1 protein-coding gene and 1 pseudogene are annotated in these 1,400 nt (G+C 51.7%); both read right to left on the reverse strand.

Going from position 1 to position 1,400, the window contains the following annotated elements; genetic code table 11:
• Positions 1-255 (reverse strand): annotated as a pseudogene (locus P3W75_RS04765) (lipase family protein); the annotation flags it as partial.
• 270 nt (positions 256-525) lie between these two features.
• On the reverse strand, positions 526-1,104 hold the full coding sequence (locus P3W75_RS04770) for a hypothetical protein (RefSeq protein ID WP_276226216.1): 579 nt from the start codon (positions 1,102-1,104) through the stop codon (positions 526-528).
• Positions 1,105-1,400: the final 296 nt, after the last annotated feature.

A 1,400-nucleotide genomic window follows, 5' to 3' on the forward strand; every position in this document is an offset into this window, starting at 1 on the left:
AGTCAGCCATAGCGTCACCGCCAGTTTGTGCAATCCTTCCAGCCGGATGATGCCCCGGGCATCGCTTTCCCCGCTGAACTCGGCGACCAGGCCGCAGCGCGTCGCCTCATTGCTCGCCCGGAACGGCTGGTGGGCCAGCGGCACATTGCGCTCGTCGAGCAGTTGGAATTCCAACCAGTAAGGCTTTTGTGGGGTAAAGAACTGGACATTCTTGACGGCGCAAATTGTATCAGTGCGAAGGGAGTAATCAGGCATGACGAGACCTCCTTGAGTCTTAAAAATCTACTCAATGCTTCAAAGAAAATTAATGATCACTACTTCCTTTACTAATTTCTTTCAGTCGCCCCAGATCTGGATCGTCGCGAGTAGACTCCCTTGTGCCATCGGGATAAATAGTTTCAGGCATCCCCCCGAAAAAACTTGCCCCTCGAGTTATCACTGCCCCTCCGTGAAGAATCGGAGAAAAATTCACCTCACGCGCGCTCTTCGCCCTATAGGTATAAACGCTCTTCTCACTCAATAGGATTATGTGTTTTTATGATCAACAGCATGGTTTTCAAAAAGCCACGGATAATAATCCTTAACAATAGAGACATCTCCAGTCACATCAGTCGGCCTATACATATCTCTTTCTTGAGGCGGGTTGTTATCAAATACAACAATAACTCTCCCGCCATATCCAAACTGAACACCGCTTCCAAATTGCGCTGTATCCTCATAACGCACACCAAAGGTCACGTTACTCAGATTCCACTGGCAGGGCCCACCGCCGCTTCTATCCAGCTTCGCCACATACAGATCGCTTTGCCCCTGCCGCTGCGGTACGACCTCCATGGCATAGCGACCGTCTTCTTCATAACTCGTCCAGTCCGCGCCCGAGCGTTTGACTTGACACTTCTGCGAGCGATACATCACCCGCATCGTGTCAGCCGCCAGGTCCTTCGGCACTTTCACGGTCACTGTGACTTGTTCACCACCCGATGGCGGTGAGAACGCGTCGTTCCGAATACCCTGTCCGGTGCAGCCGGCGAGGCTTAATAGCAATAGGGCGCTGCCGACCAACGGGATGTGCAAAGTTCGCAAAACGTTCTCCTTGTTCTTCACGGTCTTTCGCCATGCGCCAGCAGTGATACGGTCGCTCCATCAGCCCTTATGGCTAGGTTTGCGAGACGCCCTTCGCAGATGCTCGATGCTTGAAGTGTTGAATAGAATTGTCTGTTTGTTTGCTTCTAAAAGATCAATCAGAGTTTTCTTTTTGTATATGGGAATTTTCTATTGGTGTGGCTGGGCATTATCGCGACGTGCTGTGGCGAAATGCTCCGATTGGCATGCTGGGATCGATTTGGCGGTGTGCGTAGCAAGCTTGCGATAGGCTTGGTGCGGTCGAGCAGGAGATGGCG

Source organism: Pseudomonas citronellolis, assembly GCF_029335315.1.
Taxonomy (GTDB): domain Bacteria; phylum Pseudomonadota; class Gammaproteobacteria; order Pseudomonadales; family Pseudomonadaceae; genus Pseudomonas; species Pseudomonas citronellolis_A.